The 24,841-nt window shown below is 74.6% G+C and carries 23 protein-coding genes; 12 read left to right on the plus strand and 11 right to left on the minus strand.

All coding sequences use genetic code 11. The annotated features are described in order from the left end of the window. The first annotated feature begins 10 nt into the window (after positions 1-10). Complete coding sequence (locus ACI79Y_RS11180) at positions 11-766, plus strand: potassium channel family protein (RefSeq protein ID WP_457158554.1); 756 nt, start codon at positions 11-13, stop codon at positions 764-766. On the opposite strand, the gene ACI79Y_RS11185 is transcribed toward ACI79Y_RS11180, so the two are convergent. Both ACI79Y_RS11185 and ACI79Y_RS11190 read right to left on the minus strand, forming a co-directional pair. Continuing rightward, positions 744-2,069 (minus strand): M24 family metallopeptidase, encoded by a 1,326-nt coding sequence (locus ACI79Y_RS11185; RefSeq protein ID WP_457158555.1) that lies wholly within the window; start codon positions 2,067-2,069, stop codon positions 744-746. The genes ACI79Y_RS11180 and ACI79Y_RS11185 overlap by 23 nt on opposite strands. A gap of 46 nt (positions 2,070-2,115) precedes the next feature. Then, on the minus strand, positions 2,116-3,300 hold the full coding sequence (locus ACI79Y_RS11190; RefSeq protein WP_457158556.1) for a diguanylate cyclase: 1,185 nt from the start codon (positions 3,298-3,300) through the stop codon (positions 2,116-2,118). A 151-nt stretch (positions 3,301-3,451) separates the two neighbouring features. Here ACI79Y_RS11190 and ACI79Y_RS11195 point away from each other — a divergent pair, with 151 nt between their 5' ends. The 3 genes from ACI79Y_RS11195 (at position 3,452) to ACI79Y_RS11205 (ending at position 4,650) form a co-directional block, all read left to right on the plus strand. After that, positions 3,452-3,643 carry a hypothetical protein gene (locus ACI79Y_RS11195; RefSeq protein WP_457081099.1) on the plus strand — a complete coding sequence of 64 codons (192 nt, stop codon included), beginning with the start codon at positions 3,452-3,454 and terminating at the stop codon, positions 3,641-3,643. Between the two features lie 103 nt (positions 3,644-3,746). After that, a complete protein-coding gene (gene npdG, locus ACI79Y_RS11200; RefSeq protein ID WP_457081097.1) occupies positions 3,747-4,442 on the plus strand; it encodes an NADPH-dependent F420 reductase in 696 nt (231 codons plus the stop codon). An 85-nt stretch (positions 4,443-4,527) separates the two neighbouring features. Next, entirely contained in the window at positions 4,528-4,650 is a 123-nt protein-coding gene (locus ACI79Y_RS11205; RefSeq protein WP_457158624.1) for a DivIVA domain-containing protein, read from the plus strand. Positions 4,651-4,746: 96 nt separating this feature from the next. On the opposite strand, the gene panB is transcribed toward ACI79Y_RS11205, so the two are convergent. After that, positions 4,747-5,577, minus strand: coding sequence for a 3-methyl-2-oxobutanoate hydroxymethyltransferase (panB, locus tag ACI79Y_RS11210; RefSeq protein WP_457158557.1), 831 nt, complete (start codon positions 5,575-5,577; stop codon positions 4,747-4,749). A gap of 244 nt (positions 5,578-5,821) precedes the next feature. Between panB and ACI79Y_RS11215 the strand changes: the two genes are divergently transcribed. The 6 genes from ACI79Y_RS11215 (at position 5,822) to ACI79Y_RS11240 (ending at position 13,472) form a co-directional block, all read left to right on the plus strand. Then, positions 5,822-7,162: a glutamine synthetase family protein gene (locus tag ACI79Y_RS11215; protein WP_457158558.1), complete on the plus strand. Its 1,341-nt coding sequence runs from the start codon at positions 5,822-5,824 to the stop codon at positions 7,160-7,162. Between the two features lie 67 nt (positions 7,163-7,229). After that, positions 7,230-7,976, plus strand: a complete 747-nt coding sequence (locus tag ACI79Y_RS11220) for a type 1 glutamine amidotransferase (RefSeq protein ID WP_457158559.1) — start codon at positions 7,230-7,232, stop codon at positions 7,974-7,976. 2 nt (positions 7,977-7,978) lie between these two features. After that, positions 7,979-11,092, plus strand: a complete 3,114-nt coding sequence (locus ACI79Y_RS11225) for a bifunctional [glutamine synthetase] adenylyltransferase/[glutamine synthetase]-adenylyl-L-tyrosine phosphorylase (RefSeq protein ID WP_457158560.1) — start codon at positions 7,979-7,981, stop codon at positions 11,090-11,092. A 5-nt stretch (positions 11,093-11,097) separates the two neighbouring features. Further along, positions 11,098-11,718 carry an FMN-binding negative transcriptional regulator gene (locus ACI79Y_RS11230; RefSeq protein WP_457158561.1) on the plus strand — a complete coding sequence of 207 codons (621 nt, stop codon included), beginning with the start codon at positions 11,098-11,100 and terminating at the stop codon, positions 11,716-11,718. Positions 11,719-11,747: 29 nt separating this feature from the next. Continuing rightward, complete coding sequence (locus tag ACI79Y_RS11235) at positions 11,748-12,077, plus strand: CDGSH iron-sulfur domain-containing protein (RefSeq protein WP_457158562.1); 330 nt, start codon at positions 11,748-11,750, stop codon at positions 12,075-12,077. 108 nt (positions 12,078-12,185) lie between these two features. Beyond that, a complete protein-coding gene (locus tag ACI79Y_RS11240) occupies positions 12,186-13,472 on the plus strand; it encodes a hypothetical protein (protein ID WP_457158563.1) in 1,287 nt (428 codons plus the stop codon). Positions 13,473-13,494: 22 nt separating this feature from the next. On the opposite strand, the gene ACI79Y_RS11245 is transcribed toward ACI79Y_RS11240, so the two are convergent. The 4 genes from ACI79Y_RS11245 to glnA all read right to left on the minus strand — a co-directional run bounded on the left by ACI79Y_RS11245 (position 13,495) and on the right by glnA (position 18,859). Then, positions 13,495-14,505 carry an iron-containing redox enzyme family protein gene (locus tag ACI79Y_RS11245; RefSeq protein ID WP_457158564.1) on the minus strand — a complete coding sequence of 337 codons (1,011 nt, stop codon included), beginning with the start codon at positions 14,503-14,505 and terminating at the stop codon, positions 13,495-13,497. Positions 14,506-14,566: 61 nt separating this feature from the next. Then, complete coding sequence (locus ACI79Y_RS11250) at positions 14,567-16,126, minus strand: methyl-accepting chemotaxis protein (protein ID WP_457158565.1); 1,560 nt, start codon at positions 16,124-16,126, stop codon at positions 14,567-14,569. 179 nt (positions 16,127-16,305) lie between these two features. Then, on the minus strand, positions 16,306-17,277 hold the full coding sequence (locus tag ACI79Y_RS11255; protein ID WP_457158566.1) for a D-2-hydroxyacid dehydrogenase: 972 nt from the start codon (positions 17,275-17,277) through the stop codon (positions 16,306-16,308). A 148-nt stretch (positions 17,278-17,425) separates the two neighbouring features. Beyond that, the gene (glnA, locus tag ACI79Y_RS11260) at positions 17,426-18,859 is read right to left on the minus strand and encodes a type I glutamate--ammonia ligase (protein ID WP_457081076.1); all 1,434 of its coding nucleotides are present in this window, start codon (positions 18,857-18,859) and stop codon (positions 17,426-17,428) included. Between the two features lie 166 nt (positions 18,860-19,025). On the opposite strand from glnA, the gene ACI79Y_RS11265 reads away from it, so the two are divergent. Further along, the gene (locus ACI79Y_RS11265; protein ID WP_457158567.1) at positions 19,026-19,451 is read left to right on the plus strand and encodes an RDD family protein; all 426 of its coding nucleotides are present in this window, start codon (positions 19,026-19,028) and stop codon (positions 19,449-19,451) included. A gap of 107 nt (positions 19,452-19,558) precedes the next feature. Here the strand turns inward: ACI79Y_RS11265 and ACI79Y_RS11270 are convergent, their stop codons facing one another. From ACI79Y_RS11270 to ACI79Y_RS11280, 3 genes are all read right to left on the minus strand, one after another. Then, positions 19,559-20,395, minus strand: a complete 837-nt coding sequence (locus ACI79Y_RS11270; RefSeq protein ID WP_457158568.1) for a DUF4191 domain-containing protein — start codon at positions 20,393-20,395, stop codon at positions 19,559-19,561. Positions 20,396-20,478: 83 nt separating this feature from the next. Next, on the minus strand, positions 20,479-21,480 hold the full coding sequence (lipA, locus tag ACI79Y_RS11275; RefSeq protein WP_457158569.1) for a lipoyl synthase: 1,002 nt from the start codon (positions 21,478-21,480) through the stop codon (positions 20,479-20,481). A gap of 91 nt (positions 21,481-21,571) precedes the next feature. Beyond that, positions 21,572-22,912, minus strand: coding sequence for a hypothetical protein (locus tag ACI79Y_RS11280; RefSeq protein ID WP_457158570.1), 1,341 nt, complete (start codon positions 22,910-22,912; stop codon positions 21,572-21,574). A 131-nt stretch (positions 22,913-23,043) separates the two neighbouring features. On the opposite strand from ACI79Y_RS11280, the gene ACI79Y_RS11285 reads away from it, so the two are divergent. Next, positions 23,044-23,973: an LLM class F420-dependent oxidoreductase gene (locus ACI79Y_RS11285; RefSeq protein ID WP_457158571.1), complete on the plus strand. Its 930-nt coding sequence runs from the start codon at positions 23,044-23,046 to the stop codon at positions 23,971-23,973. 46 nt (positions 23,974-24,019) lie between these two features. On the opposite strand, the gene ACI79Y_RS11290 is transcribed toward ACI79Y_RS11285, so the two are convergent. Beyond that, on the minus strand, positions 24,020-24,841 hold the full coding sequence (locus ACI79Y_RS11290) for a phosphocholine cytidylyltransferase family protein (RefSeq protein ID WP_457158572.1): 822 nt from the start codon (positions 24,839-24,841) through the stop codon (positions 24,020-24,022).

Consider the following 24,841-nt stretch of genomic DNA (forward strand, 5'->3'; position numbering starts at 1 on the left):
CACTGAGCGGGTGCACCGCGAGGAGATCAGGGTCCGCTACGAGCGGGCCAGCCAGTGGCCGCTCGTCGTCGTCGCGCTGCTGTTCGTCACCGCGTACGCGTGGCGGGTGCTGCGCCCGGGCGTCCCGGACTGGGTCCAGACGACGCTGACCGTCGTCACGCTCGCGGCGTGGCCGGTGTTCGGAGCCGACTACGTGATCCGCCTGGTGCTGGCGGAGAAGCGCTGGCGGTTCGTCCGGCGGAACTGGATCGACGGCCTGGCGGTGCTGCTCCCGCTGCTGCGGCCGCTGCGCATCGTCAGCCTGGTCCGGGTCGCGCGGGTCCTCGACCGCAAGCTCACCGTCTCCCTGCACGGCCGGGTCGCCTGGTACGTCACGCTGATCGCGCTGCTGATCTCCTTCATGGCCTCCCTGGCGGTCCTCGACGCCGAGCGCGACGCTCCCGGCGCGGTGATCACCACCTACGGGGACGCGGTCTGGTGGTCGGTGGCGACCATCACCACCGTCGGCTACGGCGACGCCTACCCGGTGACCGCGGAGGGCCGGTTGGTCGCGGTGCTGCTGATGGTCGGCGGCATCGCCCTGCTCGGTGTGGTCACCGCGGCGGTCGCCTCCTGGTTCGTCGGCCGGGTGGCCGACGCCGCGCAGGCCCAGGACCAGCCGGACGACGACGCCCTGCGGGCCGAGGTCCGGGCACTGGCCGAGGAGGTGCGCGGGCTGCGTGCCCAGCTGGGCGAGGGCGAGCTCAGGGCGACGGGACCACGATGAGCTCGGTCTGCCGGCCGTCGAGGTACTCCACTCCGGCGCTCGTCAGCGCGATGCCCTGCTCCAGCCCGATCCGGACCAGCTGACCGCCCCACTCCGGCACCGGCACCCGTACGCACAGCTCCAGCGCCCAGACGGTGTCGGGGTGGACGACGGCCTCACCGGCGCCGGGGACGCCGTCCTGCTGGTCCCACGTGCCGATCGCCGGTCCGGCGCCGTGCCCGTGCACGCCCACCGGGTGGGAGTAGACGTCGCCGTCGATGCCGGCCACGGCCGCGGCGGCCCGGGCGGTGGCGAGCACCTCGTCGCCGGTGCACCCGGGCTGCAGCGCCGCCGTCGTCAGGTCCTGCATCCGGTTGCCCACCCGCAGCGCCGCGGTCAGGCCGGCCGGCGGTCGGGTCTCCCCGGGCCGGAGCACGTAGGCGTTGCGCTGCGTGTCGGTGGTCAGCCCCAGGCTGGAGAGGCCGACGTCGCAGTGCAGCAGGTCCCCGGGTTCGACGACGGCGTCGTACGGCACGCCGGGCAGCGCCGTGCCGTGCTCGTCGACCAGCGGGGTCCCGGCGCGTTGCAGGCCGACGGTCGGCTGGAACCACGGGTCGACGCCCAGGTCGGCGAAGCGCTGCCGGATCCACCAGGCGACGTCCAGCGCCGTCGTGCGCCCCACCTCGATCGCCGCGGGGGAGAACGCCTGCCCGATCACCTCGTGCGCCAGCCGGTTCATCGCGTGCATCGCAGCGATCTCCTCCGGCAGCCGGGTCTCCAGCCAGCCCACGACCAGTTGCTCGGCGGGGACGACCCGGTCGGCGTGCGGGCCGAGCGCGGCCAGCAGGAGCCGGTGCTCGGTGGCGGACAGGCCGTCGGCGTGCGCGAAGGTCGCCGACACGTCGATGCCGATGGACCGGGGGGCCGCCTGGTCGACGAACCGGCGGACCGACGCCCACTGCGACTGCTCGGGGGTGTGCCCGGGGAGCTCGTCGTCGTCCCAGGCCGGCTGGAACTGGCCGACCGGGTAGCGGGACACCGCGGCCGCGGTGACCCCGTCGTCGCTCCGGTGGAACAGCAGGACCGTGCGCCGCCGGGCCGACAGCCAGGTCGCCGGCAGCAGGGTGGGCAGCACCGGGTCCTCGTTGTACTCCCGGCCCACGACCACCCACAGGTCGATCCCGGCGCGGTCCATCAGCGCCGGCAGCAGGTCCAGCAGCCGCTGGGTGAGCCAGCGGTCGCGGACGTCGGCCTGCTCCCGCAGTGGCAGCGGCACGGTGCGGGTCGGGTCGGCGCCCGGACGCCCCGGCGTGATCACGGTCATGAGGGGAGGAAAGCAGAACCGGCGGCGGTCCACCGCCCGGACGCCGTCAGGCCATGCCACCGGACGCCGGGTCGGGCGTCTGGGCGGAGGGCGGCGGCTCCGATGCCGGGTGGCGGGGCTCGCGGGGGAGGGGCACGAGGTGGGCGCCGGCCAGCACCACCTGGTCCCGGCCGTCCCTCTTCGCCCGGTACATCGCCGCGTCGGCGCGGTCGACCAGCCGCCACAGCGCCTCCGCCGGGTTCTCGGTGCCATCGGGGCGGGTCAGCGCCACCCCGATGGAGACCGTCACCTCCCGGTCCCGCCCGGCAGAGCTGGTGGCGACCGCGGCGCGCAGGCGCTCGGCCAGGTGCCGCGCCTCGGCCGGGTCGCCGGCCAGGCCGATGACCACCAGCTCCTCGCCGCCGGTACGGGCCAGCACGTCGGTCGGGCGGACGGTGCTCGCCAGGGCCGCGGCGACGCAGCGCAGCACCTCGTCGCCGACCGCGTGCCCGAACGCGTCGTTGAGCCGCTTGAAGTGGTCCAGGTCGAGGACCAGGGCCACCACCCGCTGCCCCTCCCGGCGGGCCTGGCGCCAGATCCGCGGGGCCTGCTCCACCAGGCACCGGCGGTTGGCCAGCCCGGTCAGCGGATCGGTGGAGGACAGCGCCCGGGTGCGGGTCAGCAGCCGCTCGATCCGGCGGCGCAGCAGGAACACCCCGGCGGTGACGACGTCGAGCACCACCGCGTTCACCGCGACCTGGACCACCAGGCCCGCCGGGTCGGGGTAGCTGCCGGCCAGGGCGGCGGCACAGGCCACCACCACCAGGACCATGTGCAGGGCGAGCATCCGCGGCCCGAGGAACCAGGCCGCCGCCGCGCAGCAGAACAGCAGCATCAGCGGTGGCGAGTAGAGCATCGGGTCGGTGACCGAGCGGGCCACCACGACGTAGACGACGTCGCCCACGATCACGAGCGCCGCCGTCGTCGGGGCATCGACCTGCCGGCGTACCGCCAGCGCCGCACCGAGGAGCACCAGCACCACCATCGTGGCCAGGTACAGCCACCGGGTCGGCCCCTCGCGCAGCACCCCGTCGATGAGCAGGTTCAGCGAGCCGAGCCCGGCGCCGACGGCCAGCAGCGCGGCGAGGCACCAGGCGGCCACCCGGCTGTCGGGGGTGCGCCCGGAGCTGCCGTCGGCACCGTCCTCCGGATGCCGGTGACGCTCCGTGGCCGGCCCCCGCTCGTCCGTCATGGCAGCAGGATGCACCACCGGCGGCTCCGGCAGAACCCCTGCTGAGCTGCTCGTTCCGGTACCGCGAGGTCCGTGCGCGCCCCGCGCTCGGGGCGGCGCGCGCCCGGCCCGGGTGCGAGGCTGGGACGGTCCGAGGAGAGAGGAGGCCGACGTGGCCACGGGTCCCTGGTTCTACTGCCTCAAGCACCACGCGGTCGAGGACCGCGACGGCTGCGCGGAGCGGCACCGGCTCGGTCCGTTCGACACCCGCGAGGAGGCCGAGCAGGCGCTGGCGAAGGTCGCCGAGCGCAACGAGGCGGCCGACGCCGCCGACCGGGAGTGGGAGGAGGGGCGCCGCCGCTGAGCGGGCCCCCGCCGGTGCTCCGGTCGGCCGGGAAGGGCCGGGAAGGGCATGATCGTCGGCAGCGGGCGCGCGCCGGTGCGCGGCCGGAGCGGCAGGAGGGCTCGTGACGGACGGACGTGCGTTGGAGGACCTCGTGGTCGGCGTGCTCGGGGGCACCGGGCCGCAGGGCCGCGGGCTGGCCGTGCGTCTGGCCGCTGCCGGGCAGCGGGTGCTGCTCGGCTCCCGGGACGCCGAACGCGCCGAGCAGGTCGCCGGCGAGGTCGCCACCCGGGCCGGCGCGGCCGCCGGGGGCGTGGAGGTGTCGGTCCGCGGTGGGTCGAACACCGACGTCGCCGGTGCGGCCGACCTCGTCGTGGTCGCCGTCCCCTACGCCGGGCACGCCGACACCCTGGCCGAGCTGGCGACCCCGCTGGCCGGCAAGGTCGTCGTCGACTGCGTGGTGCCGATGGGCTGGGACGAGCTGGGTGCCTACGTGCTCGACGTCCCCGAGGGCAGCGTCTGCCAGCAGGCCGCGGTGCTGCTGCCGGACAGCTTCGTCGTGGGCGCCTTCCACCACCTCTCCGCCGTCCTGCTGGAGGACCTCTCCCGGCCGACCCTCGACGGCGACGTGATGGTCGTCGGCGACACCCGGGAGGCCACCGACGTGGTGCAGGCCCTGGCCGGGCGGCTGCCGGGCATGCGCGGGGTCTACGCCGGGCGGCTGCGCAACGCCCGTCAGGTCGAGGCGCTGACGATCAACCTGGTGTCGGTCAACCGCCGGTACAAGGCGCACGCCGGCGTACGCATCACCGACGTCTGAGCGCCACCGCACCGAGGACGTCGATGAGCTCCTCCCCCGGGCGGCCGAGGCGCTGGACGCGCTGGCAGTCGGCCGGCGGCCCGGGCTGAGCGCGGCCCACGTGCACGACGTCGTCTTCCGCGAGCCGCCGTTCGGCGGTGGCCGCGGCTACGACGAGGGCCAGGTCGACGACCTGCTCGACAGGATCGAGGCCGCGCTGCGCGGCTGAGAGCCGGCGACGACGTCCGAACGAGCGAACGGTGTGCGCGGACTGCCGGCTCCGGTCGGTGGAACCGGCAGTCCGCGCACACCGTCGGCGCGGCGGTTACTCGAAGGAGTGCTCGGCGGTGGGGAAGGCGCCGGTGCGGACCTCGTCGGCGTACTCCCGGGCCGCGCGCAGCAGCTCGGTGCGCAGGTCGGCGTACTTCTTCACGAACCGCGGCACCCGGCCGCCGGTGAGCCCGGCCATGTCCGGCCACACCAGCACCTGGGCGTCGCAGTCCGGGCCGGCGCCGATGCCGATGGTGGGGATCGCCAGTTCTGCGGTGACCTGGCCGGCGATCGCCGCGGGCACCATCTCCAGGACGACGGCGAAGGCGCCGGCCTCCTGCACCGCCCGGGCGTCGGCGAGCAGCTGCTCGGCGCCGGCGCCGCGTCCCTGCACCCGGAAACCACCGAGGGTGTGCTCGCTCTGCGGGGTGAAGCCGATGTGCGCCATCACCGGGATGCCGGCCTCGTGCAGCAGCCGGATCTGCGGGGCCACCCGGACCCCGCCCTCGAGCTTGACCGCCTGCGCGCCGCCCTCCTTCATCATCCGGACGGCGCTCTCGTAGGCCTGCTGGGGCCCCGACTCGTAGCTGCCGAACGGGAGGTCGGCGACGATCAGCGCCCGTGTCGTCGACCGGGTGACCGCCTTGGTCAGCAGCAGGATGTCCTCGACCGTCACCGGCACGGTGCCGGTGTGGCCGAGGACGACGTTGCCGGCGGAGTCGCCCACCAGCAGCACCGGGATGCCGGCCTCCTCGAACACCGCGGCGCTGACCGTGTCGTAGGCGGTGAGCATGGCCCACTTCTCGCCCCGCTCCTTGGCCTGCTGCAGGTGGTGCACGCGCACCCGGGCGGTCGACGTGCCGCCATAGAGCACCGACTCGGTCATGACGCTCCTCCACGGACGCCGGCGGCGGGGCCGCGGCGCTGACGGTTCCGGCGCCCCGGCAGGCGGCGCCCGGGGAGATCTTCGTCCTGCCGCCTGCCGTCGTGCACGGGCCCCCGGTGCCGACCGGGCCACGGGTCGCCGATCTGGACTCCGACCCCGCGTCCCACTCGTGCCCGACCCTCCCAGGGGGCAGGCTGGGGGTCGCGTAACACGACCGTCACGACCGGAGGCCAGCATGGCGAACATGGACCGCCAGCAGGAGTTCGTCCTGCGCACCCTGGAGGAGCGCGACATCCGCTTCGTGCGGCTGTGGTTCACCGACGTCTCCGGCTACCTCAAGGCCGTCGCCGTCGCCCCGGCCGAGATCGAGGCGGCGTTCGCGGAGGGCATCGGCTTCGACGGCTCGGCGATCGAGGGCTTCGCCCGGGTCTACGAGTCCGACATGCTCGCCAAGCCCGACCCGGGCACCTTCCAGGTGATGCCGGCGGCCAAGGGCCAGGCCAGCGACACCGCCCGGATGTTCTGCGACATCACGCTGCCCGACGGGTCGCCGGCCTGGGCCGACCCGCGGCACGTGCTGCGCCGCACCCTGGCCAAGGCCGCGGACATGGGGTTCACCTTCTACACCCACCCCGAGGTCGAGTTCTTCCTGCTCAAGGACCTGCCCAGCGACGGCACCCCGCCGCAGCCGGCCGACACCGGGGGCTACTTCGACCTGTCGACGCACAACGTCGCCCACGACTTCCGCCGGGAGGCGGTCTTCGCGCTGGAGGCGATGGGCATCTCGGTGGAGTTCAGCCACCACGAGGTCGCGCCCGGCCAGCAGGAGATCGACCTGCGCTACGCCGACGCGCTGTCCATGGCCGACAACATCATGACGCTGCGGCACGTCGTCCGTGAGGTGGCGCTCGGCCAGCAGGTGCACGCCACGTTCATGCCCAAGCCGTTCACCGAGCTGGCCGGCTCGGCGATGCACACGCACCTGTCGCTGTTCGAGGGCGACCGCAACGCCTTCCACGACGCCGCCGACCCGATGCGGCTGTCGACGACGGCCAAGCAGTTCATCGCCGGGCTGCTGACCCACGCCCGGGAGATGACCGCGATCACCAACCAGACGGTCAACTCCTACCGCCGGCTGCTGGCCGGCACCGAGGCGCCCACCGCCGCCACCTGGGGCCGGGCCAACCGCTCCGCGCTGGTCCGGCTGCCCTCCTACAAGCCGAACAAGGGCAACTCGGCCCGGGTCGAGGTCCGCTCCCCGGACTCCGCCTGCAACCCGTACCTGACCTTCGCGGTGCTGCTCGCCGCCGGGCTGCGCGGCATCGAGAAGGGGTACGAGCTCCCGCCCGAGGCCGAGGACGACGTCTGGTCGCTGACCGACACCGAGCGCCGCGCCGCCGGCTACCAGGACCTCCCGGTCTCCCTGGGTGAGGCGCTGACCGCCATGGAGGGCAGCGAGCTGGTCGCCGAGACCCTCGGGGAGCACGTGTTCCAGTTCTTCCTGCGCAACAAGTGGGAGGAGTTCAACGCCTACCGGCAGAACGTCACCCCCTTCGAGCTGCAGCGCTACCTCCCCGGCCTCTGACGCGTCCTGGTGCCGCCACAATGGCCATTTTGGCGGCACCAGGACGGCGCTCACTAGGCTCGGCGCCGTGGCCCGCCTGCTCGTCGTCGTCCCGTCCGACACCGACCCGCCGACCCGGCTGGGGGAGTGGCTGCGGAACGCCGGGCTGGAGCTGGACGAGCGGCGGCTGTCCCGCGGGGAGCCGCTGCCGGCGGACCTGACCGGCGTCGACGGGCTGCTGGTCCTGGGCGGCCCGCAGTCCTCGCTGGACCCCGCGGAGGTCTCCCCGGAGCTGACCGGGGTCCGGTACCTGCTGGCCCAGGCGCTGGCCGCCGACGTGCCGACGCTGGCCATCTGCCTGGGTGCCCAGCTGCTCGCCCAGGTCGGCGGTGGCAGCACCCGGATCGGCGCCGACGGGCCGGAGGTCGGCGCCACGTTGGTGGCCAAGCGGGACGCCGCCGACGCCGATCCGCTGTTCGGCCCGCTGCCGCTGTCGCCGGACGTGCTGCAGTGGCACCACGACGAGATCGACGCACTGCCCGCCGGCGCGACGCTGCTGGCCAGCAACCCCGCCTACCCGCACCAGGCCTACCGGGTCGGGCAGCACGTGTACGGACTGCAGTTCCACATCGAGCCCGACGAGGCGGTGCTGCGCCAGTGGGCCGGCTCCGACCCGGTCGGGGTGGCCAGCAGCGGCACCGACGTCGCGACCGTCTGCGCCCGCGCCGCCGCGGTGCTGCCCGACGTCGCGGAGGTGTGGGCGCCGTTCGCCGGCCGGTTCGCCGCGCTGGTCGAGGAGCACGTCCGGACCCGTCCCGCACCGGCCGGGGGCTGAGGGTGACCGCCGTGCAGCCCGAGGGCGGGATCCCCCGGCGCGCTCTCGTCCGGCTGGCCCGCCTGGGGTTCGAGGACGGCGAGCGCGCCGCCCGGCTGCTGTCGGACCCGGCGCTGGGCCTGTGGGACCTGGACCGCAACGAGCCCGCCGACCCCGAGGCCGCCCCGGTGGTCTCCGCCCTGGCCCGTGCCGGCGACCCCGACCTGGCGCTGCGGTCGCTGAGCCGGCTGGTCGAGGCGCTGGACGGGATCGACCCCGACGGCGAGGCCGCCGCTGCGCTGCTCGCCCGGCTGCGGGGTTCGGCGCTGGTCCGCACCCGGCTGCTCGGGGTGCTCGGCGCCTCCGCGGGGCTCGGCGACCACCTGGCCGCCCAGCCCGCCGACTGGGTGGTGCTCGACACCGAGGACCGCTGGGGCGCCCGGCCCAGCCCGCAGGAGCTGGAGCAGCAGCTGCTGTTCGCCGTCGGGGCCGACCCCGACGACCCCCCGTGGGGGGTGGGCCTGGGCAGCGCCGCACCGGACGCCGATCCGGCCCGAGTCCGCGACCTGCACCACGCCTACCTCCGGGCCGTTCTCTCCCTCGCCGGCCGGGACATCGCCGACGGCCTGCCCGCCGACGAGGTGGCCGGTGAGCTCGCCGACATCGCCGCCGCGGTGCTCACCGCCGGGCTGGCGCTGGCCGTGGCCGAGCAGCCGCCGGGGTCGGCGCCCTGCCGGCTGGCGGTGATCGCGCTGGGCAAGACCGGCGGGCGGGAGCTCAACTACGTCAGCGACGTCGACGTCGTCTTCGTCGCCGAGCCGCTGGCCGACGCACCCGAGGACGCCGACGAGGCGGGCGCCCTGGCCACCGCGACCCGGGTCGCCGGTGCGCTGATGCGGATCTGCGGTCAGGCGGCGTGGGAGGTCGACGCGGCGCTGCGCCCCGAGGGCAAGGCCGGCGTGCTGGTGCGCACCCTGGCCGGGCACCGGGCCTACTACGAGAAGTGGGCCAGCACCTGGGAGTTCCAGGCGCTGCTGAAGATGCGCCCGGTCGCCGGTGACCCGGCCCTGGGCCGGGAGTACGTCGACGCGCTCTGGCCGCTGGTGTGGAAGGCCGGTGACCGGCCCGGGTTCGTCGGGGAGATCCAGGCGATGCGCCGCCGGGTCGAGCAGCACATCCCCGCCGCGCAGGCCGACCGGGAGCTGAAGCTGGGCCGCGGCGGGCTGCGCGACGTGGAGTTCAGCGTCCAGCTGCTGCAGCTGGTGCACGGCCGCGCCGACGTCACCCTGCGCGTGGGCGGCACCATCCCGGCGCTGACCGTGCTCGGGGCCGGTGGCTACATCGGCCGGGAGGACGCCGCCACCCTGGTCTCGGCCTACCGGTTCCTGCGCACCGTCGAGCACCGGCTGCAGTTGCTCCGGCTGCGCCGCACCCACCTGATCCCGGTCGCCGGTGACCAGCTGCGCTGGCTGGCCCGGTCGCTGGGCTACAAGCCCGACGACCGCGGCGACTCGGTGGCGGTGCTCCGCGCCGAGCTCACCCTGCACACCCGGGTGGTGCGCCGGCTGCACGAGAAGCTCTTCTACCGGCCGCTGCTGTCCTCGGTGGCGAAGGTCCCCGGCGAGCAGCTGCAGTTGGGGTCGAAGGCAGCGGGGGAGTGGCTGCGGGCACTGGGCTTCGCCGACCCGGACGGCGCGCTGCGGCACATGGGCGCGCTGACCGGCGGCCTGAGCCGCTCGGCCTCCATGCAGCGCTACCTGCTGCCGGTGCTGCTGCAGACCTTCGCCTCCTGCGCCGACCCCGACGCCGGCCTGCTGGCCTACCGGCGGGTCAGCGAGGCGCTCGGGCACGACCAGTGGTTCCTCCGGCTGCTGCGCGACGAGGGGCGCACCGCCGAGCGGCTGGCGGTGCTCCTGGGCTCCAGCCAGTACATCGCCGGGCTGCTCACCCGCACCCCGGAGGCGATGCGCACCCTGGCCGACGACGCCCAGCTGGAGCCGCGCGGCGCCGACGTGCTCACCACCGCCTGGCGGCAGGCGGTGTCCCGGGCCGGTGACGCCGCCGCCGGCATGCAGGTGCTCCGCGCGCTGCGCCGACAGGAGCTGCTGCGCATCGCCTGCGCGGACCTGCTCGGCCGGCTCGACGTCGTCCGGGTCGGGCAGGCGCTGCACGCCGTCGCCGTCGCCACCCTGCGCGCCGGGCTGGACGCCGCCGTGCGCAGCTGGGCCGCCGAGACCGGCACCACCCCGGCCGACGTGCCGGTCGACCTCGCGGTGATCGGCATGGGCCGCCTCGGCGGTGCGGAGATGGGCTACGGCTCGGACGCCGACGTGCTGTTCGTGCACCGGGTGCGGCCCGGCGCCGACCCGGGGAAGGCCACCTCGGCGGCGAACAGCGTCGCGCACACCCTGCGCCGGCTGCTCGGCGAGCCGGCCCCGGACCCCGCGTTCGAGGTGGACGCCGACCTGCGCCCGGAGGGCCGGCAGGGTGCGCTGTCGCGCAGCCTCTCGGCCTTCGCCGAGTACTACCAGCGCTGGGTCTCGACCTGGGAGGTGCAGGCGCTGCTGCGCGCCGACCCGGTGGCCGGCGACGAGGAGCTGGGCCGGGAGTTCGTCCGCCTCGTCGATCCGCTGCGCTACCCGGCCGCCGGGCTGAGCAGCGAGCAGATCGCGGAGATCCGGCGGATCAAGGCGCGGGTCGACAGCGAACGGCTGCCCCGCGGCGCGGACCCGGCCACGCACACCAAGCTGGGGCGCGGTGGGCTGGCCGACGTCGAGTGGACCGTGCAGCTGCTGCAGCTGGAGCACGCCGCGGCCCACCCGCAGCTGCGGGTGACCTCCACGGTCGCGGCGCTGGGCGCCCTCGCCGACGCCGGGCTGCTCCCCGAGGACCAGCGGACCGCCCTGCAGACGGCCTGGGAGCTGGCCAGCCGGGCCCGCAACGCCGTCTTCCTGGTGCGGGGGCGCCCGGGAGACCAGCTGCCCCGGCAGGGCCTGGAGCTGGGCGGGGTGGCGCGCGCCTGCGGCTACGGCCCCGACGTCGATCCCGGCCAGTTCCTCGACGACTACCGGCGGGTCACCCGGCACGCCCGGACCGTCGTCGACGAGGTCTTCTACGGCCGCACCGAGGAGGGCTGATCCCCGTGTACGTGCCCGCCGCCTTCGCCGCGCCCGGCGACGCCGTCGCCGCGCTGCTGGCCGCGCCCGGCGCCGTCGACCTGGTCAGCGCCACCCCGGCGGGGCTGACCGCCACGACCCTGCCGATGGTGCACGACCCGGCGAGCGGCACGCTGCGCGGTCACCTCGCCCGGAACAACCCCCAGTGGCGGGACACCGTGGGGGAGGTGCTGGTCATCGTCCGCGGGCCGGACGCCTACGTCTCGCCGTCCTGGTACGCCACCAAGGCCGAGCACGGCCGCGTGGTGCCCACCTGGGACTACGTCGTCGCCCATGTGCACGGGCCGCTGGTGGTGCACGAGGACCCGGCCTGGCTCGCCGCGCACGTGGCGGCGCTGACCGACGCCCACGAGGGCGGCCGCGCCGAGCCGTGGGCGGTCGGCGACGCGCCGGAGCGGTTCGTCGCCGGCCAGCTGCGCGCCATCGTCGGGGTGGAGGTCCGCATCGCCCGGGTCGAGGCGAAGTGGAAGCTCTCGCAGAACCGGTCGGCCGCCGACGTCGACGGGGTGGTCGCCGGCCTGCGCGCCGACGGCGCCAGGACGACGGCCGACGCGGTGGCCGCCGTCCGTCCGGAGTCGCGCGGTTGAGCGGGGTTACCCCCGGGAACCAGCCACCGGTGCCCCCCGAGACCCCCGACACCGACCCCGCCGACGTCTCCGACGTGACCGTGCGCGACCTGCCCCCGGCCGACGAGCCGACCGCGACCATCACGCCCTACCGCGACGGCCCGCTGGTGGTGCGCGGCGACTTCCGCCTGGTCGACACCGACGGCAACGAGATCGACCCCGGCCGGAAGACGGTGGCGCTGTGCCGGTGCGGGAAGTCCGGGATCAAGCCGTTCTGCGACGGCACGCACAAGCGGTCCGGCTTCCACGCCGCCAGCGCGCCCGCCCGGCCCCGCCCGGCGGCGCGGATCGTCGCCGAGGCCCGCGACAACCGCGGCTGAGCCGGCTGGACCGGGCCGGGCCACCGCGCGTTCACCGGCCGGTCACCGGGCGCTGGCCCGCCGCGGTCAGGGTGGGCGCGTTCCCGCCCCGACCGCCGAAGGTGGCCCGTGCTCCGTCGCCCGCTCCGCTCCGTTCCCGCTGCCGCGCCCGCCGTCCTCACCGCCGGCCTGCTGACCGCCGTGCTCACCGCCGGTACGGCGTCCGCCGCCACCCCGCCGACCTTCTCGGCGCTGGCCACCTTCCCGGTCGCCGGTGAGGTCGCCGAGATCATCTCGGCCACCCCGGACGGCCGGACCGTCGTCTACACCGACTCCGAGCTGGGCCAGGTCGGCCTGGTCGACCTCAGCCGGCCCACCGCGCCCCGCCAGCTCGGCACGATCGACGTGGGCGGCTCACCGACCTCGGTGACGGTGATGTCCAACGCGCGGTACGCCCTCGTCGCCGTCGACACCACCACCGACCTGACCCGGCCCTCGGGCCACCTGGCGGTCATCGACCTGCCCCGGCGGGAGGTGGTGCGCACCATCGACCTGGGCGGCCAGCCCGACTCCATCGACGTCGGGCCCAGCGGGGTGTTCGCGGCGATCGCCATCGAGAACCAGCGCGACGAGGACCTGGTCGTCGACGGGGTCGAGGGCGGCCTGCCGCAGCTGCCGGCCGGCCACCTGTCCGTGGTCGACCTGCGCGGGCCGGTGTCGGCCTGGACCGCCGGGCGGGTGGAGCTGACCGGCCTGCCGGGCATGGTCTTCCCCGCCGACCCGGAGCCGGAGTTCGTCGACGTCGACGGGCGGGACGTCGCGGCGGTGACGCTGCAGGAGAACAACGCGATCGCCCTGGTCGACCTGGCCCGCAAGCGGGTCGTGCACTCGTTCTCCGCCGGCACGGTCACCCGCACCGACGCCGACATCGCCGACGACGACACCGTCGCCTTCGACGACACCCTCGTCGCACCGCGGGAGCCGGACGCCGTCCAGTGGACCCTGCGCGGGGAGCTGGTCACCGCCGACGAGGGCGACCTGTTCGCCGAGCCCAGCGGTGGCCGCGGCTGGACGGTGTTCCGCCAGGACGGCACGGTGCGCTGGTCCAGCGCCGGTTCGGCGGAGCGCGCACTCGCCGACGCCGGTCGCTACCCCGACGGGCGCAGCGACGACAAGGGCGCGGAGTTCGAAGGTGCCGAGGTCGCCCGCATGCGCGGCACCGACTACGCGTTCATCGGCGCCGAGCGCGGCGACGCCGTCCTGGTGTACGACATCGGCCGCAGCGCCACCCCGCGGCTGCTCCAGGTGCTGTCCACCGGCGACGCCCCCGAGGGCCTGCTCGCCATCGAGTCGCGGGAGCTGTTCGTGACCAGCGACGAGGACGACGGCACGCTGTCGGTCTTCGGCCTGCGCTGAGGCCCGGAGCCGGTCGCTGCAGCTAGGCGGCGACCGGCTCCGCGGTCCGCAGGGCCGACCGCCCGGCTTCCCAGGCGGACAGCAGGTACCCGGCGGTCAGTCCGTCCAGGGCGAGCGAGCACTGTGCACCGAACACGACGTCGGCGGCCAGGGCCGGCTGCTCGGCCACCAGCGACCCACACATGTCGACGGCGGCGATCTGCTCGTGCACCGCGTCGGCCTCCACGTGCTCGTCGTAGAAGACGCTGGTGTCCGCGCCGAACCCCAGCCGCCGCAACCCGGCGGAGTAGCGCCGGCTCGGCTCGGAGGAGGTCATCTCCACCGCGGCCAGGTGGCCCAGGCAGGCGCCGCGCCAACGGCGGTGCAGGCCGAACAGCGACATGGTGTTGACCGAGGCGAAGGCGACCGCCGGGGCGTCGTCCCACAGCGCACCGTAGCCATCGTCCAGGCCCAGGTCGCGCATCATCCCGGCGAAGAGCCGGCTGTGCATGCGCTCGGGTGCCCCGCCGCCGTACTCGTCGGCCTGGATCTCCACCATCGCGGCCTTGCTCCGCCCGGAGATGCGGGGGATGGCCCAGGTGTGCGGATCGCCCTCCTTGAGGTGGTAGACCGACCGCACGGTCAGGTACTCCCGCCACTGGTCGGCGGTGCCCTGCTTGGCCATGTACCGGGACAGCGACGGGCCGTCGTCGGCCTCGATGACCGCGCTGAGCTGCCGGTCGACGGTGTCCTCGGGGAGGTCGACGTCCGGGACGAGCGCCTGCAGGGCCCGCAGGTGCACCGCCTCCAGCAGTGCGCGCAGGCGCAGCAGCTCGGGATCCCACTCCCAGGCGTCGTCGACGTCGTCGAAGCCCTGGTAGTGCAGCTCGTAGCAGACGGCCAGGCTGAGCTGCAGGTCGTCGTCGGTGAGCGGGTCGGCGGTGGTGGCGACCAGGGCCTCGGCGGTAGCGACGGTGGCCGGGCCGATCGAACCGCCGGTCAGGTCCGCGCACAGCGCGGCGCTCAGCGGGCCCCGTGGCTTGGGAAGGCGCATGTCAGCGATCATGCCCCGGACGGCGACGTCCCGAACGTGACCTGCCCCCCCGGCCCGGGGCTCAGGCGTGCGCCTCGAAGGCGGTCGCCATCCTCGCCTGCTCCTCCAGCACGTCGTTGATCCGGGCCTGCACCACGTCCAGCTGGCCGATGATCTCGCTGGTGGCGTGGATGCCGTCGGCGACCGCCTTGCTGCTGGCCTGGATCCCGGCGATCTGGTCGGAGACCTTCTGCGTGGCATTGGCGGTCTCCCGGGCGAGGTCCTTGACCTCGCTGGCGACGACGGCGAAGCCCTTGCCGAGCTCACCGGCGCGGGCGGCCTCGATGGTGGCGTTGAGGGCGAGCAGGTTGGTCTGGTCGGCGATGCCGGAGATGATCCGGATGACCTCGCCGACCGCCGCCGACGCCTCGTCCAGCGAGACGACCTCGCCGGTCATCGTGGAGGCCTGGCTGACCGCGCTCTCGGCGACCCGGCCGGCGTCGCCGGCGGCCTCACGCAGTCGGGACACGGTGTCCAGCAGCTCGCGGGCGTTCTCCGCGGACTCCTCCGTGCGCCGCAGCACGTCCAGCCGCTGGGAGACCAGCTGCTGCACGTTGCGCAGCGCCGAACGGCGCGACTCCGACAGCTCGATGGTCTCGGTGACGAAGAAGTCCATGGTGCCGATGACCCGCCCGCCGACCAGCAGCGGGAAGCAGACACCGGACTTCACCCCGGCGCGCTGGGCTGCCGGGGCACGCACGCAGTCGGTCATCTCACCGATGTCGCTGACGAAGTACAGGTCCCGCGCGCGCCAGGCCCGGCCGGAGAGCCCGACGCCCTCGGCGAAGGAGGCGGCCAGGGTGACCGTGCGGAACTCCTCGCCGGCCGAGCCGGACTCCTGCTGGAACCGCAGCACACCGGCGGCCTCGTCCAGCGCCCAGTAGGAGCCGTAGGCCCAGCCGAACGCCTCCCGGACGGTGTCCAGCGCGATCCGCAGCGCCCCCTGCTGGTCCGACGCGGCGCCCAGCTCGGTCACCACCTGGGTGACGGCGACCCGGTCGTTGAGCGTCTCCTGCAGCTCCTTGGTGCCCAGCGCGGCCCGGCGGGCGTGCGACAGCAGGCGGCCCAGGGAGTCCCACTTGCCCTGGCGGGCGCCGGTGAAGGGCAGCTCGCCGCGGGCGTAGTACTCGTTCAGCGCCACGACGGTGCCGTTCTCGACCGTCGGCAGCACGCAACCGTGGGTGGCGCCGGTCGAACGGGCCCCGGCCCAGCGGGCACAGGCCGCCGGATCGCTGTTCTCGTCGATCAGCACGGCGGCCTTCGTGCGGAGCGCCTGGCCGCCGTAGCCGTCGGCGGAGGTGACCCGGTCGAGGCGGGCCGCCGGGGTCGTCGCGAGGGAACCGGTCATCTCGCCGTGCTCCCCGACCAGCTGGAAGGCGCCGTCCGGGCCGGGGAGCCAGGTGGCCCCGTAGCACAGCCCCAGCTCGTCGACGAGGGTGGCGGTGATCTTGTCGTGGGCGTCGACGGAGTCGCGGACGCCCTGGTCCAGGACCGCGATCACCCGCTCGACCGCCTCGACGTCCCGGGGCATCTCCGCCGGGGAGAGGGGAGCGCGCTCCGGGGTCCTGGTGCGCCGCCTCATCTGTCGTCCCCCATGTCTCGTGGCTGTCCGGCCGCCGTGCGCGGCCTGCCCGCGCGGACCGGGCTCGGTGCGCCGGCCAGGTCCAGGGCTCCCGTCCTCTTCGGCAGCCGGGGGGCGGTGTTGAGCCGACGACCGGATCGGGCGCAATCAGATGGTGCGTCCGGGCGGATGGGACGAGCTCAGAAGCCGGCGGCCTTGTCCACGACGTTGACCAGCGGCTCGCCGGCGGCGAAGCGGCGGCAGTTCTCCGCGAGCACGGCGTACCGGCGCTCCTCCAGGTCCGGGCCGCGGTCGGCCACGTGCGGGGTGATCAGGGCCCGGGGTGCGCTCCAGAGGGGCGAGTCGGCGGGCAGCGGTTCGGGGTCCGCCACGTCGACGCCGGCTGCGCCGAGCAGCCCATCGCTGAGGGCTCGGGCCAGGTCTGCGGTCACGGTGGTGGCGCCGCGGCCCACGGTGACGTACAACGCACCACGGCGCATCCGGCGGAAGCGGGCCAGGTGGAACGTCCCGGCGGTCGCGGTGGTCTCGGGCAGGACGTTCACCACCGCGTCGGCGCGGGGGAGCAGCGCGTCGAGGGCGTCGGGACCGTGCACCTCGGCCACACCCGGCGGCGGGTTCCCGGGGCGCGCGTCGGTGGCCAGCACGGTCATCCCCAGCGCGGCGGCCAGCCGGCCGATCTCGGCGCCGACGCTGCCCAGGCCGGCGACCAGGAGGGTCGCCCCGTCCAGGTGGAGCACCGGGCCCTCGTCGGGGCGCCAGCCGCGCTCGTCCTGCTGCGCCCGGTACACGTCCAGGCGACGGGCCAGCGCGAGCAGCAGCGCGATCGCGTGCACCCCGACCGAGTCGCCGTAGATGCCCCGGACGTTGGTGACGACGACGTCGGACTCGACCAGCTCGGGGAAGAAGTACCCCGACGGCGGGTTGGCCTGGGGGGAGTGCAGCCACCGCAGCCGGCCGGCGGCGGCCAGCAGCCGGGGTGTGAGGGTGCCGAACGCCGCCTCCGCCTCGGTCAGCAGCCCGGCCAACTCGTCCTCCCCGGCCTCGGCCGGAGCCAGCAGGACGTCCAGCTGTGGCACCTGCTCGGCCAGCCGGTCTCGCCATCCCGCCAGCGACCTGCCCGCCTGCGGCAGCAGCACCAGCCGTGGCGTCATCGTGTGCCCTCCTCGTCATCCGCTGCGGGTGCGCACCCGCCACCCGATCCTCACCCAGCGGATCCCGCCCGGCGCGCCGAACGGGATCGGACGCACCGCGGCCCCCGACCTCGGTGAGGTCGGGGGCCGCGGGATCGGACGTCGGAGATCAGATGTCGTAGTACATCGCGAACTCGTGCGGGTGCGGGCGGAGGCGGATCGGGTCGATCTCGTTCTCCCGCTTGTACTCGATCCAGGTCTCGATCAGGTCGGAGGTGAACACGCCACCGTCGAGCAGGTAGTCGTGGTCGACCTCGAGCCGGTCGAGGACGGCGTCGAGCGAGGCGGGCACCTTGTCGATGCCCAGGGCCTCCTCGGGCGGCAGCTCGTAGAGGTCCTTGTCGACCGGCGCCGGGGGCTCGATCTTGTTCTTGATGCCGTCGAGGCCGGCCATCAGCATCGCGGAGAACGCGAGGTAGGGGTTGGCCGACGGGTCGGGCACGCGGAACTCGATGCGCTTGGCCTTCGGGCTGTCGCCGGAGATCGGGATGCGGCAGCAGGCCGAGCGGTTGCGCGCGGAGTAGACCAGGTTGATCGGCGCCTCGTAGCCGGGCACCAGCCGGTGGTAGCTGTTCACCGTCGGGTTGGTGAAGGCCAGCAGCGACGGGGCGTGCGCCAGCAGCCCACCGATGTAGTGGCGGGCGGTGTCGGACAGCCCCGCGTAGCCGGTCTCGGCGTGGAAGAGCGGCTCGCCGTCCTTCCACAGGCTCTGGTGGCAGTGCATGCCCGAGCCGTTGTCGCCGAACAGCGGCTTCGGCATGAAGGTCGCGGTCTTGCCGGCGGCGAAGGCGGTGTTCTTCACGATGTACTTGAAGAGCATCAAGCTGTCGGCCGAGCGCAACAGCGTGTCGAACTTGTAGTTGATCTCGGCCTGACCGCCGGTGCCGACCTCGTGGTGGCCGCGCTCGAGCTGCAGCCCCGCGTTGGTCAGGTTGACCATCATGTCCGCGCGCAGGTCGCTGTAGTGGTCGTACGGCTCGACCGGGAAGTAGCCGCCCTTGGCGCGGGTCTTGTAGCCCAGGTTCGGGCCCCCGTTCTCACCGGTCAGCGAGCCCGAGTTCCACGAGCCCTCGACCGAGTCGACGTGGTAGTAGCCCTCGTTGATCGAGGTGCTGTGCCGGACCGAGTCGAAGACGTAGAACTCGGCCTCGGGGCCGAAGTAGGCGGTGTCGGCGATGCCGGAGCTCGCGAGGTAGGCCTCGGCCTTCTTCGCCACGTTGCGCGGGTCGCGGCTGTAGGCCTCGCGCGTGATCGGGTCGTGGATGAAGAAGTTGACGTTCAGCGTCTTGTGCGCCCGGAACGGGTCGACGAAGGCGCTGTTCGCGTCGGGCAGCAGCAGCATGTCCGACTCGTTGATGGCCTGGAAGCCGCGGATGGAGGACCCGTCGAAGCCCAGGCCCTCGCTGAAGGTGTCCGGGCCGAAGGTCTCCGCCGGGATGGTGAAGTGCTGCATGACGCCGGGGAGGTCGCAGAACCGGACGTCGACGAACTTCACGTCGTTGTCGCGGATGTAGGCGGTGACCTCGTCGGGACTGGTGAACATCGATCCTCCGGGAGTGGACGGACAGCCGACACGCAAGCTACGAGCGCGCGATTGCCCTGGGGTGTCTCTCGTGTTTCCGGGGCGTAACACCGCCTCCGGCGTGTCGCGCCGGGGGCCGGACGGCGCCCACCGAGGCGTGCACGGGGCACGTCCTAGGCTGGCGGACGTGGCCAGTGACGACGTCTCACCTTCTCAGGGGCGCGCCCGGGGCGCCGCACTGGGGTTGCCGGCCACCGGCCCGGGCTCGCTGGCGGGCTTCGGGCAGCGGGTCGCGCAGTACCTGGTCGACGCGGTGGCCGCGGCCCTGGTCGCCGGGCTGTTCACCGCCCCGGAGGCGCCCCGGCTGTGGAGCCTGCTCAGCTTCGGCGTCATCACCGTCGTCTCGCTGGTGCTCGCCGGCCAGACCCCCGGCATGCGGGTGATGGGGCTGCGCCTGGCGCACCCGCACCCCGCTCAGCGGCCGGCGCTGTGGCGGGCCGTCGTCCGCACCGCCCTGCTCATGGCCCTCGTCCCGGCGCTCGTGGTCGACGCCGACGGCCGGGGGATGCACGACCGGCTCACCGACACCGCGGTGGTCCGCGACCGGGCCTGAGAACCGCCGCCCACCCCGCGGGACCGGGGCGGCGCCCCGGACGGGCCGACCGACGACGAACGCCCCCGGCCACAGGGCCGGGGGCGTTCGTCATGGGGGTGCCGGGCTCAGCGGCGGCGGACCTGCCGCTGGCTGATCGACATCTGCCGCCCACCGGGCAGCGGGCCGCCGGGAACCGGCATCCGGCTGCCGCCCAGGGCGCTCATCCGCTTCGACAGCGCGTTGACCTCGGCGCCGGACAGGTTGCGGGGCAGCTTCATGACGTGCGCGCTGAGCTTCTTCAGCGGTACCTCGCCCTCGCCGTCGCCGACCACGACGTCGTAGATCGGGGTGTCGCCGACGACCTTGGCCATCCGGCGCTTCTCCTGCGCGATCAGGCCGCGCACCCGCTGCGGGGTGCCCTCGCCGACCAGGATGATGCCGGGCCGCCCGAGCACCCGGTGCAGGGCGTCGAACTCCCGCGTGCCGGCGATGCCGGAGGAGACCCGCCAGTCACCGCGCATGCCCTCGAGCACCCAGGACGCCGCGCCGGGCTGGCCCTCGACCTGCCGGTACGCCGAGCCCTGGGCGCGCCGGCCGAACACGATGAGGGCGGCGAGCAGCCCGAGCGCGATCGCGATGGGCAGGAACAGGAACGGCGAGCTGAAGACGAGCAGCCCGAACAGCTCCACCGCGGCCGCCACCACCACGAAGGCGATGAGCATGATCCAGGGGAGCTTGGGGTCGTTGCGGTGGGTCAGCGTGTAGGCCTGGCGGATCATCCCCGCCTGGCTCTTGAGCTTGGCCAGCCGCTTCACCTTGGGCTTGCCGTCCTTGCCGGTCTTGCCGCTCGTGGCCTTGCCCGCGGCGGTGGCGCCGGTGTTGCGTCCGGGCGCGCCGCCGGCCGGGCCCCGGCCGGCCTTGCCGGCGGGGGCGGAGGTGTCGGTGGACCTGCTGCGTGCCATGCGTCGAGGATAGCCAGAGGACCCGCTGCCCCCCGCCACTCGCGAGCTCGCGGCGGGCCCCGGCAGCGGGCCGAGGGGCGGGATCAGCTGCGGACGGCGAGCCCGCGCGCCTCCGCGGCCTGCTGGTAGAGCCGCCCCGCCCGGTACGAGCTGCGCACGAGCGGTCCGGCCAGCACGCCGGGGAAGCCGATCTCCTCGGCCTGCGCGGCGAAGCCGACGAACTCGTCGGGCTTGACCCAGCGGATCACCGGGTGGTGCCGGACGCTCGGCCGCAGGTACTGGGTGATGGTCAGCAGGTCGCAGCCGGCGTCGCGGAGGGCCTGCATCGTCTCCACGACCTCGTGCGGCTCCTCGCCCATGCCCAGGATCAGGTTGGACTTCGTGACCAGACCGGCCTCGCGGGCCGCGGTGATCACCGCCAGCGACCGCTCGAAGCGGAAGCCGGGGCGGATCCGCTTGAAGATCCGGGGCACCGTCTCGACGTTGTGCGCCAGCACCTCCGGCCGGGAGGAGAAGACCTCGGCCAGCTGGTCGGGGTCGGCGTTGAAGTCGGGGATCAGCAGCTCGACGCCGCAGCCGGGGATGGCCGCGTGGATCTGCCGGACGGTCTCGGCGTACAGCCACGCGCCGCCGTCGGGGAGGTCGTCGCGAGCGACGCCGGTGACCGTGGCGTAGCGCAGGCCCATGGTGGCGACGCTCTCGGCGACCCGGCGCGGCTCGTCACGGTCGAAGTCGGCGGGCTTGCCGGTGTCGATCTGGCAGAAGTCGCAGCGCCTGGTGCACTGGTCACCGCCGATGAGGAAGGTGGCCTCCCGGTCCTCCCAGCACTCGTAGATGTTGGGGCAGCCGGCTTCCTCGCAGACCGTGTGCAGCCCCTCGCGGCGCACCAGCGACTTCAGCTCGGTGTACTCCGGGCCGGTCTTGAGCTTCGTCTTGATCCACTCGGGCTTGCGCTCGATGGGGGTCTGGCTGTTGCGGACCTCCAGGCGCAGCAGCTTGCGGCCGGCGGGCTCGATCCGGGACGCGTCGCCCGGGGTTTTCGCGGTTGCCTCGTTCGTGGTCGCCTCGTCCATGCCCAGGCTCATGACCAGCACGGTACTCCCGGCTGCCGACGCCCCCGGACGTGCAGGAGGGGGCCCGGCGCGAGTGCGCCGGGCCCCCTCCTGGTGGTGCTGGTCAGCCGCGGGTGTTGCCCGGCGTGCCCGCGGGGCCGCCGGTGTCGTCTGCGTCCGGCCCCGCCGTGGCGACCGGGGTGTCCGGGTCGTTGCGGGTGCTGGTGGTCGGCTCCGGGGTGGACTGGTTGCTCGGCTCACCCGAGCCGGAGGCCGGCTGGGCCTCCAGCGCGCCGATGTCGGTGTCGGTGGGAGCGGAGTCCGACGGCGCGGTCTCCGCGGTCGAGACGGCCTTCCCGCTCTGCGACGCGGGGCTCTCGGTGCCGCCGGCCGGGGTGCTGGGGGAACTGGACACGGGGTCCTCTCGGTAGCTGGGCACGGGCCCGTCGCCGGTGGGCGCGGGGTTCCACGGGTCCTCGCTCTTCTTCCCCCGCAGGACCACGACCACACCCGCGACGACCGCGAGGACCGCGAGGACCCACGGCCAGCGCCGCGGCGCCTTCTCCTCGATGCCGACACCCCGCTTGACCGAGGTGACGGTCGCGGTGGTGCGCTTGGCGGCGTCCTTGCGGGCCCGGGCGGTGGCCTTCTCCAGCGCGGCGCGGCGCTTGGCCGCCTTGCGTGACAGCTCGTCGGCCCGCTTGCCCAGCTCCTCGGCCCTCTTGCCGGCGGCTCGGCGACCGGTCTCGGCCGCGGCGACGGCGGCGGCGAGCCGGGCGGCGGCGGTCTCGCGGGCGGCCTCGGCAGCGGCCACCGCATCGCGGCGCGCCTTCTCGGTCTGGGCGCCGGCGGCGGTGCCCAGGGTGGCCGCGGTGGCGGCGAGCTCCGCGCTGCGGGCCTCCAGCTGGGCCCGGGCCGCCTCGACGCTGGCGAGCAGGTTCCCGCGCGCCGTCTCGAAGGCCGGCCCGGCTGCCTCACGGGCCGCGGTCACCCGCGGGGTCGCGTAGGCGGCCGCCGCGGTCAGCCGCGGGCCGGCGGCCTCGAAGTTGGTGCGCGCGGTCCGGGCGGCGTTCTCCCACGCCGGCCCGGCCGCCTCACGGGCGGCATCGATCCGCGGGGTGGCGGCGGCGACTGCCGTCTCCAGGTTCGCCCGGGCGACCTTGGCGGCGGCATCCAGGCGGGGCACGACGTCCTTCTCGTACGTCTTCTGCGCCGCCTCGAGCCGGGGGACCAGCACCTCACGGGCAGCGTCGAGCTGCGGGGCCAGGGCCGCGACCGCGGCCTCCACCCGCGGGGCGACGTCGGCGGCGTAGGTCTGCTGCGCCGCCTTGGTCGCCGCCGCCACCTGGGGCCCGAGCTGGTCCGCCGCGGCCCGACGGGCCTCGGTGACCGCGGCGCCGATGTGGGCGAACCCCTCTTGCAACTCGGTCCCGATGACCTCTGTCGAGCTCTTCTTGCGGAACACTCCAGCACCTCCGAGTTGATCGCGTCGCGATCATCCTGCCCGCCATCGCCCCCGGGCACACACCGAGTCGCCCGCGGGGCGGGTGCCACGCCGGCCGGCAGGGGACGGTCGGGCTGGCTAGGTTCCACCCCGTGCAGCTACGGATCTTCACCGAACCCCAGATGGGCGCCACCTACGACGACCTGCTCGCGGTGGCCCGCCGCACCGAGGAGACCGGCTTCGACGCCTTCTTCCGCTCCGACCACTACCTCACGATGGGCGGCGACGGCCTCCCCGGGCCGACCGACGCCTGGGTCACCCTGGCCGGGCTCGCCCGGGAGACCAGCCGGATCCGGCTGGGCACGCTGATGACGGCGGCCACCTTCCGGCTGCCCGGCCCGCTCGCCATCTCGGTGGCCCAGGTCGACCAGATGAGCGGCGGCCGGGTGGAGCTGGGCATCGGCTCGGGCTGGTTCGCCGAGGAGCACAGCGCCTACGGCATCCCGTTCCCCGAGCTGGGGGAGCGCTTCGACCGGTACGAGGAACAGCTCGCCGTCGTCACCGGGCTGTGGAACACCCCGGTGGGGGAGACCTTCGACTTCGCCGGGCAGCACTACCAGCTCTCCCGGTCACCGGCGCTGCCCAAGCCGGTCCAGCCCGGTGGCATCCCGATCCTGGTCGGCGGCAACGGCAAGAAGCGCACCCCGCGGCTGGCGGCGAGGTACGCCGCCGAGTTCAACGTGCCGTTCCAGTCGGCCGAGGACAACGCCCGGCTGTTCGCCGGGGTGCGGGACGCCTGCACGGAGGTCGGCCGCGACCCGGGTGACCTGGTCTACAGCTCCGCGCTGGTGCTCTGCGTCGGCCGGGACGAGGCGGAGCTGGCCCGCCGGGCCGCCGCCATCGGCCGGGACGTCGACGAGCTGCGCGCCCACGGCGTCGCCGGCACCCCGGCGGAGGCGGTGGACACCCTGGGCCGCTACGCGGAGGCGGGCGCCACCCGCGTGTACCTGCAGGTGCTCGACCTCGCCGACCTCGACCACCTGGACCTGGTCGCCGGCGAGGTCGCCCCGCAGCTGGCGTGAGCAGCGCGGCGCCCCGCCCGCCGGTGGTGGGCGGGGCGCCGTTGCCTCAGCGGAGCTCGGAGGCCAGCGGCTCCAGAGCCGCGCGCGAGCCCAGCCAGGTGTTCGCCCGCTGCAGGTCGTCGTCGAAGTCGACCTCGACGGCGGAGAACCGGGAGATGTCCACCGGGCGGAAACGCACCCCGGCCCGCTGGATCGCCAGCTCCATGCCGCGCTCGAAGTAGTCGTTCGCGTCGCAGGCGACGAGGTGCTCGACCAGCGCGGCCTTGTCGGCACCGGAGACGTAGTTGATGCCGACCGCCTCGCCGAGCCCGCCGACGACGGTCTTGGACAGCTCGGCGATGAAGCCGTCGTCGTCCAGGGTGTACTTGACCTCCTCGTCGGCGACGGTCGAGGTGTCCACGCAGACGAAGCTCTCGTCGGCCTGGATGAGCGGGGCGGCGTGGTCGAGCACCGCCGGGTCGAAGACCACGTCGCCGTTCATCCAGAGCACCCCGCCGGCCTGGGAGGACCGCAGGGCCTTGAGCAGGCTCTGCGAGGTGTTGGTGACGGCGAAGTCGGGGTTGAACGCGAACAGCAGGTCCGGCTGCGCCCGCATGACGGCCTTGGCGCGGTAGCCCACCACCGCGGTCACCGGGGCCGCGGCGCCGAAGACGGCACGGATGCCGTCCAGCTGCTGCTGCATGATGCTGCGGCCGTCCATCAGCTGGGTCAGCGGCTTGGGCAGCTTGCGGCCCAGCCGGGTGCCCATGCCCGCGGCCAGGATGACCACCTGCGGGGTGGCGGCGGGGGTGCCGGACGAGCCGCCGGCCACCGCCGGACGCGACCGCCGATCGCGGCCCCCGGTCAGGATCGGGTCAGCAGTGCGCAT

The organism is Modestobacter sp. SYSU DS0875, from assembly GCF_054050915.1.

Excerpts from the sequence above, each read along its gene's own strand:
- ACI79Y_RS11185 (WP_457158555.1), bottom strand. The coding sequence starts at position 2,069 with ATGACCGTGATCACGCCGGGGCGTCCGGGCGCCGACCCGACCCGCACC.
- lipA (WP_457158569.1), bottom strand. The coding sequence starts at position 21,480 with ATGAGCCTGGGCATGGACGAGGCGACCACGAACGAGGCAACCGCGAAA.
- ACI79Y_RS11245 (WP_457158564.1), bottom strand. The coding sequence starts at position 14,505 with ATGCGCCTTCCCAAGCCACGGGGCCCGCTGAGCGCCGCGCTGTGCGCG.
- ACI79Y_RS11190 (WP_457158556.1), bottom strand. The coding sequence starts at position 3,300 with ATGACGGACGAGCGGGGGCCGGCCACGGAGCGTCACCGGCATCCGGAG.
- ACI79Y_RS11255 (WP_457158566.1), bottom strand. The coding sequence starts at position 17,277 with ATGACGCCACGGCTGGTGCTGCTGCCGCAGGCGGGCAGGTCGCTGGCG.
- glnA (WP_457081076.1), bottom strand. The coding sequence starts at position 18,859 with ATGTTCACCAGTCCCGACGAGGTCACCGCCTACATCCGCGACAACGAC.
- panB (WP_457158557.1), bottom strand. The coding sequence starts at position 5,577 with ATGACCGAGTCGGTGCTCTATGGCGGCACGTCGACCGCCCGGGTGCGC.
- ACI79Y_RS11215 (WP_457158558.1), top strand. The coding sequence starts at position 5,822 with ATGGACCGCCAGCAGGAGTTCGTCCTGCGCACCCTGGAGGAGCGCGAC.
- ACI79Y_RS11270 (WP_457158568.1), bottom strand. The coding sequence starts at position 20,395 with ATGGCACGCAGCAGGTCCACCGACACCTCCGCCCCCGCCGGCAAGGCC.
- ACI79Y_RS11290 (WP_457158572.1), bottom strand. The coding sequence starts at position 24,841 with ATGCGCACTGCTGACCCGATCCTGACCGGGGGCCGCGATCGGCGGTCG.
- ACI79Y_RS11250 (WP_457158565.1), bottom strand. The coding sequence starts at position 16,126 with ATGAGGCGGCGCACCAGGACCCCGGAGCGCGCTCCCCTCTCCCCGGCG.